5 protein-coding genes and 1 pseudogene are annotated in these 7235 nt (G+C 41.2%); all 6 read left to right on the top strand.

All coding sequences use genetic code 11. The features are described from left to right. Positions 1 to 204, top strand: a pseudogene (locus ACEW8O_RS24095) (sulfatase); the annotation flags it as partial. 468 nt (positions 205 to 672) lie between these two features. Next, on the top strand, positions 673 to 1914 hold the full coding sequence (locus ACEW8O_RS24090; RefSeq protein WP_373497183.1) for an Nramp family divalent metal transporter: 1242 nt from the start codon (positions 673 to 675) through the stop codon (positions 1912 to 1914). 302 nt (positions 1915 to 2216) lie between these two features. Continuing rightward, positions 2217 to 3443: an amidohydrolase family protein gene (locus ACEW8O_RS24085; RefSeq protein WP_373497182.1), complete on the top strand. Its 1227-nt coding sequence runs from the start codon at positions 2217 to 2219 to the stop codon at positions 3441 to 3443. Between the two features lie 174 nt (positions 3444 to 3617). Continuing rightward, a complete protein-coding gene (locus ACEW8O_RS24080; protein WP_373497181.1) occupies positions 3618 to 4961 on the top strand; it encodes a Gfo/Idh/MocA family protein in 1344 nt (447 codons plus the stop codon). A gap of 88 nt (positions 4962 to 5049) precedes the next feature. Further along, a complete protein-coding gene (locus ACEW8O_RS24075; RefSeq protein ID WP_373497180.1) occupies positions 5050 to 5790 on the top strand; it encodes a glucosamine-6-phosphate deaminase in 741 nt (246 codons plus the stop codon). A 97-nt stretch (positions 5791 to 5887) separates the two neighbouring features. Continuing rightward, positions 5888 to 7186, top strand: a complete 1299-nt coding sequence (locus tag ACEW8O_RS24070; protein ID WP_373497179.1) for a mandelate racemase/muconate lactonizing enzyme family protein — start codon at positions 5888 to 5890, stop codon at positions 7184 to 7186. The last annotated feature ends 49 nt before the right edge of the window (positions 7187 to 7235 follow it).

Genomic DNA, 7235 nt, shown 5'->3' with positions numbered 1-7235 from the left:
AATGACAAACACGAGTTGAGAAATGTGTATGATGATCCGGCTTATGCCGAAATCCGAGAGAAACTTCATAAGGATCTGGAGGCAATAAGGGAAAAATACGGGGATTCTTCAGAGATCAGTCAGGAATTGTTGGAGAGGTATCTCAAGGAAATCGGTGCTTCGGAACGACAATTGGCACCTTCCTTCAAAAAACCCGGGAATTGATACCTATCCGACGGAAAGCGGGCCGGATTTTATAGATGAAAACAGAAGTTCCCGTCATTCTGAGTACCCAATATTTTAAAAAAACATTCAGAAAAGCAATGACATTTAGTTACCCTCTAGGCAGCCGTCATCCTGAGTCCCCAACATTTTGTAAATGTTCAGAAAAGGTAATGACATCAAATCGGGCTGCAGACCTCTCCTGACGTCGAGGTGACAAGGCAAAGTCCTTTAAAGAATTGAATGCTATTTATAGTTCTAAACCATCAATATGAATATCTGTCATTGGTAGGTACGAAGGATCTCCTAGGGTACAATTAGACGGTTGAATTACTGGAAAATTATTTAACTCTTATGGTCAAAATCATCCTTTTCCTGAACCTCATGAGATGCCCCGAAAGCATCGGGGCAGGCTTTCCTGCGTCATGACGGTTGCTCCAAATTCTGTCATTGGTAGTATAAACCCAAAACATGAAAGAAAATGTCATTCTAAATAAAATTGTTCTGGCTGTCAGTCTAATAGGTCCGGGTCTGTTTTTAATAGGTTATAATATCGGAACTGGCAGCATCACCACCATGGCCAAAGTAGGTGCTGAATACGGGATGAGTTTGACCTGGGCATTGGCCTTATCGTGTATTTTTACCTATGTATTAATGGTAGCTTATGGCAAAACTACCTTGGTAACTGGGAATACGGCCTTATACAATATCAAGCACAGGATAAAATACGGAACAGTGCTTGCAATCTATATTATTGGGGCCTTGGTAATAGGTGAAATTATGGCCCTGATGGGCATTTTTGGCATCATTGCCGATCTGATACAGGAGGGATTCAGACTTTTGCTGGGAGGTGAAGGGTTCAGTACTTTATGGATCACTGCCGTCCTGGTCACGGTCCTGTACCTTTTGTTTTGGTTTGGGAGTTATCCGGTTTTTGAAAAATTGTTGATACTTTTCGTGGCCATAATGATATGTTCATTTGTAGTTGTTTTTTTTCTGGTCAAACCCAATTTTTCCACTATTGTTGGAGGGTTAGCTCCATCTATTCCCAATGAACCTGGTGTATTGCAGCTGATCGCTGCGATCGCGGGTACTACCTGTTCTGCTGCTGTATTTATTATCAGAAGCACTGTCGTAGTAGAAAAGGGCTGGAAGATTCAGGATCTCAAAAATGAAAAAAAGGATGCCATGGTTTCGGCATCATTGATGTTTGTATTAAGCGTGATTATCATGGCGGTATCGGCAGGGACACTTCATGTGATGGGGATGAAACTGGATAATACCGTGGAAATGATTACTTTGTTTGAGCCACTGGGAGGGAAGGTTGCTGCTTTTATTTTAATTTTGGGAATTGTCGGGGCAGGAATATCAACCGTGTTCCCCATTATTCTGATCACTCCCTGGCTGATCAGTGATTATACTGGTAAACCGAGGGACATCCGCTCCCCCATGTATAGGATATTGGGTTTTATAGGCATTATGTTTGGTTTTGGTATGCAGTTTATGGAAACCAGACCTCCAATTTTAATGGTTTTCTCCCAGGCCTTTCAGGCATTTATTCTTCCGGCTGTAGCCATTCCTGTATTTCTTTTGATCAACAACAGAGCCCTGATGAAAATCCATGCTGCTGGTTTAAAGGAAAATTATGGCTTGGTGGCGGTAATTCTTTTCAGCTTATTGACAGCTTATTTTGCTGTTGCTGATTTTTTCTAAGGTAAATGCCAAAAATGCCCGGGAAAAAGAACGGATCATTTTTCCGTAGGTGTGGAAAGCTGCCAAATTAGCTAAAAGGGAAAAATCTTTCTCACTATTAATGCCATCAATTAATCAATTATCTGGGTGCCTACATCCAGGAATAGGTAGGAATGCAAGAAACCCCGCCCAGATGCTAAGTTCGCAAAACCTTTTCCTGTATTAAATTCAGGATTATATTTTCTTTTGCTGTATACTTTGTTTAAAATAGTACAGAGATGAGGATATGTTAAAAATTTCATAACCTTTAAATTCATATGGAAATGAAAAATAACCGGAGAGTTTTTTTAAGAAACGCTGGATTGATAGGATTGAGTGCGGCTGGTGTTGGAACTCTTCCAGGATGTAAAACCAAAGAAGCTAAAACTGCCCGGGAATTATCAGAAAAAGAATGGACTTCCGATCCCGAGTGGCTGAAAGTAAAATACGGTGAATGGAGTGGCCCGGGTGTTCCGGTAGGTCCAGGGCCCATGGATCATGTACTTTTAAAAGATTATGCACCCAAATCTTCGGTCATCGCACCTCAGTCCTTTATTCCTAAAGCCAAATTCCCCGTTATTGATTGTCACCTGCACCACTATCCTGCCCTGGAGAAGGGCAAAAGGCCAAAGGAAGCACTGGAAGAATGGGTAAAAACCATGGATGAAGTGGGGATTGAGAAGTCGGTAATTCTGACAGTAGCAACTGGTTCACAGTTTGATATGTTGGTGGATTTCTACCTCAATTCATATCCGGAGAGATTCCGGCTCTTTTGTGGCATAGAGAAGAAGGATATAGATAAGGAGGATTATCCGGAAAGAGCCGTAAGAGAACTGGAGCGCTGCTATAATATGGGTGCCCGTGGGGTAGGTGAAGTCACTGACAAAGGGTATGGAATTACCGGTGATCCGAGGCTGGCCCCTAACGAACGGCTTCATTTTGACGATGTCAGGATAGATCCTTTTTGGAGTAAATGCGGGGAATTGAATATGCCGGTAAACCTTCACCTGGCAGACCATCCTTCATCCTGGCAACCACCGGATGTCTATCAGGAAAGGACACCAATTTTCCAGCAATTTAACCAGTTTGGAGGGGAGGGATTGCCCTATGAGGAACTCCTTGCTTTTCTCCCTAAACTTTTAACAAAACATCCCGAGACCAACTTCATAGCCTGTCATCTGGCAAATCTTGGGAATGATTTGCAAAGACTGGCAAAGACACTGGACGCCTACCCTAATTTATTTCTGGACATTTCAGCACGTGATTATGAAATTGGAAGGCAACCCAGAGCTGCTGCCCGATTCCTTATCCAATACAGTGACCGCGTTTTGTTCGGAACAGACATGGGAATGGATAAAGGCATGTATCAGGGTTGGTGGCGGTTGCTGGAAAGTGCCGATGAACACATGCCCGGTAGATTATGGTGGAGGTATTACGGACTGGAACTTCCTGATGAAGTATTGTTGAAATTATATAGTCAAAATGCCTTGAACCTGTTGAATTGGACTTAAGCAATTTCAGTAAGTTCATGTATAAATCATTCCTATATTTAAAATATACCAAATATTCATGCTAAATTCTAAATTCAAAAATTCCTCAGGCACCCCTGAAAAAAACCAGACCATTTGAAAGCATTTATTTTCAATCATCTGGTAATTCCATCCAACTAATTAAGATCAAAACTTATGGAAACGTTAAATCGCAGGAAGTTTATACAAAATACAGGCCTGCTGGCAGCTGGAAGTCTCTTATCCCCAATGGTAGGTTACGGTTTCAAGCAAGTCAAAAACAGACTGGCCATGGTAGGAACCGGGGTAAGAGGCATAGGGATGTGGGGAACCTCTGTTCAGGAAGCTTACCATGATATTGTCGAATTTGTGGGACTTTGTGACATTAATCCAGGAAGGGTAAACTATGCAAAAAATAAAATGAAGGTAAACTGTCCTGTTTTTACGGAGTTTGATAAAATGCTCAAAGAAACGAAGCCCGATACGCTGATTGTTACTACCACTGACTCCACTCACCACGAGTTTATTATTAAAGGGCTGGAAGCTGGACTTACCGTTATTTCCGAAAAGCCAATGACGACCGATGAGGAGAAATGCCAGGCTATCTTTGACGCCGAAAAACGGACCGGGAATAAATTGATTGTCACCTTTAACATGCGGTATACACCATATGTTCAGGAAATCTGGGAACTACTTCGAAATGGGGAAATAGGAGATATTAAGTCCGTGGACCTGAACTGGTATCTGGACACCAGCCATGGAGCAAGCTATTTTAGAAGGTGGCATGGAGAGAAGGAATTTGGAGGTACACTTTTGGTTCATAAAGCTACCCATCATTTTGATACACTCAACTATTGGGTGGACTCTGAACCCGAAGAGGTATTTGCGTACGGATCTCTGGATTTTTATGGGCAGAGGAACAGTCCCATTCATCACTCTCACTGCAGGCCCTGTCCACATAAGTCAACTTGTAATTTTCATTGGGATATTACCAAAGATCAGGAAGCCATGAATTTATATGTAGATAATGAGAAGTATGATGGTTACCTTAGGGATGGATGCGTATTCAGGAAAGAGATTGATATCTATGATACCATGGCGGTTCAATATCGATATGCCAATGGAGTCCCCGTGAATTATTCCCTTACGGCATTTTCACCATATGAAGGATTTCGGGTTGCAATTAACGGGACAAAGGGCAGATTGGATGCATGGATTAAATCCTCCATGCCTACGGGTGTGCCTTCCTATCAGGAAATCACCATCACCAATCTTTTCGGTAATGTCAATACCATTCAAATTGTCCCCCAAGCGGGCGGCCATGGAGGATCCGATCCCAGGTTAAAAGATAAGATATTCAGGTTTCCCGATAGCCCGGACCTTTACAGGCAATCTGCCGGATCCAGAGACGGTGCCATGTCAGCATTAATCGGCATTGCAGCAAGGAAAAGTATTGAAACCGGCAGGATTGTAAAAATCGGTGATTTGACGTCGCTCGTACCACTTGAAAAAAAAGCCTGATAGCCCGATATAGGTTTGTTCAACTGAAGGATTGATTTCAGCGATTTCATTTCCCCAGAGAATGATCTTTTAACTACATCTGAATTTTATGAAAATTATTCAAGCAAAAGACCCAAAAGAACTCGGTAAATCTGCCGGAAAAGAAGCTGGAAATATAATCAGTCAGGCTATAGACCAGAACGGATATGCCAATATCGTGCTTGCTACCGGTACCAGTCAATTTGAAACCATCAACCAATTGGTAAAAGAGGATGTACCTTGGGAAAAGGTAACTGTTTTCCATTTGGATGAATACATCGGTATTTCAAACACCCACCCCGCCAGTTTTCGGAAATATCTTCAGGAAAGATTTGTTGATCAGGTAAACAAACTCGGTTCGATCCATTTTATTGATGGGGAGCATAACCCAGAGGAAGCCTGTCGGCAACTGGGAGAAGTGATTTCCAGGCACTCAGTTGACCTTGCACTGGTAGGAATTGGAGAAAACGGGCATTTGGCATTCAATGATCCACCTGCTGATTTTGATACCGGGTTGCCTTACCTGGTAGTGGATTTGGATCAGTCCTGCCGCATGCAGCAATTGAATGAAGGATGGTTTGATAGCCTGGAGGATGTACCATCGCAAGCGATCAGTATGTCAATTAAGCAGATTATGAAGTCAAAACACATTATTTGTTCTGTTCCTGAAAAAAGGAAGGCCAAGGCGGTAAAAGATTGTTTGGAAAATAAAGTCACGAATCTTTACCCAGCCAGTATCCTTCAAAATCACCCCTCCTGTACCATCTTCTTGGATAAGGCTTCAGCCTCTCTGTTATCGATCGCCAATTAGAAGTAAAAAATATGAATTCCAAATACCGGTCCTTATTGGGATCCATTTCTAATATCAAAGGAAAAATCTGTATAATCATTCATCAAAATATTAAAATATGAAAACAAATCGTCGAAAATTTATCACAAATTCGCTTACCTGCGGGGTGGCAGCTGCGACATTCCCTCTTACTTCATTCACCTATTCAGAAAAAACAAAAAATAATTTTAATGAGCATCAAAATCCTAATTACCTAAAATTGGATAAGGTACTTGAACAGCCTGTATTTAGAAAGGAATTTTTCACTAGTCCAGTAATAATAGAATCAGTAGAATTATTGCGTGATGGAAATAAGTTTTTGTGTAGGGTTCGTTCAACAGATGGTGCAGAAGGTATATCTGTAGCTCACAGCCTAATGAATACATTTTATCCTGTATTTGTTAAACATTTGCAATCTATGTTTATAGGATTAGATGCTCGCAGGCTTGATGAAATAGTAGAAAAAGCCCTGATATTTGGTATGAATTACCGATACCTGTCTTTACCGATAGGCGTTCCCTTAGCAACTGTTGAATTTGCGATACTGGACATGATGGGAAGAATTGCAAATAAACCTATAGGGCAGTTAATTGGGACTATTCATAAAACAGATATTCCAGTCTACCAGGCAACGGAATTCCGAGAGAGACCTGTTGAAGAATCTGTGCAATTTATCAAAGAAGCTGTGGACAGGCATAAGGCACAAGCTGTAAAAATTAAAGTTGGTGCACTTATGTTTATGACAAATGATTTGGATGCAAAAGGACCGGCAGGAAGAACAGAACAGATCATTCCACTCATACGAAAAACCTTTGGAGATGATATGCCAATCTATGCAGATGCCAATGGGTATTACCAGAATGTTGATGAGGCTATTCGTGTTGGTAAATTGTTGGAAGATTATAATTATATGTATTTTGAAGAGCCTACGCCAAATTTTTGGCATCAAAAAACAAAACAAGTAAATGATGCACTTTCAATTCCAGTTGCCGGTGGTGAGCAGGAACATAGTATTTATGGTTTTCGATGGCTTCTTGCAAATGGAGGTGTTGAAATTGTCCAACCTAATCAATACTACTTTGGTGGAATGATTAGATCCATGAAAGTTGCGAGAATGGCACAAGCTATGGGAAAAACTTGTACACCGCATTTGTCCGGAGATTTCGGATTTATTTATATGATGCATTTTGTTTCTGCGATTCCTAATTCCGGTCCTCATATAGAGTTCAAGGGTTATTCGGATATACCACTTGAATGTAAAACTTCATCACTGTTATTGCAAAAGGATGGTACAATAAAAGTTCCAACCGGTGCTGGATCAGGGGTTGAAATCGATCCAGATTACATTAAAAAATTTAAAGTTGTAAAGGAAGCTTAATTGTGCGTGCTACCGGTACCAGTCAATTTGATACCATCAAGGCCAAGGC

It is taken from the genome of Aquiflexum sp., from assembly GCF_041749095.1.
Classification (GTDB): Bacteria; Bacteroidota; Bacteroidia; order Cytophagales; family Cyclobacteriaceae; genus Aquiflexum.
This window is presented reverse-complemented; position numbering and strand designations above follow the sequence as displayed.

Bases quoted from the DNA above. Each gene is read 5' to 3' on its own strand.
- ACEW8O_RS24090 (WP_373497183.1), top strand. From the start codon at position 673: ATGAAAGAAAATGTCATTCTAAATAAAATTGTTCTGGCTGTCAGTCTA.
- ACEW8O_RS24085 (WP_373497182.1), top strand. From the start codon at position 2,217: ATGAAAAATAACCGGAGAGTTTTTTTAAGAAACGCTGGATTGATAGGA.
- ACEW8O_RS24080 (WP_373497181.1), top strand. From the start codon at position 3,618: ATGGAAACGTTAAATCGCAGGAAGTTTATACAAAATACAGGCCTGCTG.
- ACEW8O_RS24075 (WP_373497180.1), top strand. From the start codon at position 5,050: ATGAAAATTATTCAAGCAAAAGACCCAAAAGAACTCGGTAAATCTGCC.
- ACEW8O_RS24070 (WP_373497179.1), top strand. From the start codon at position 5,888: ATGAAAACAAATCGTCGAAAATTTATCACAAATTCGCTTACCTGCGGG.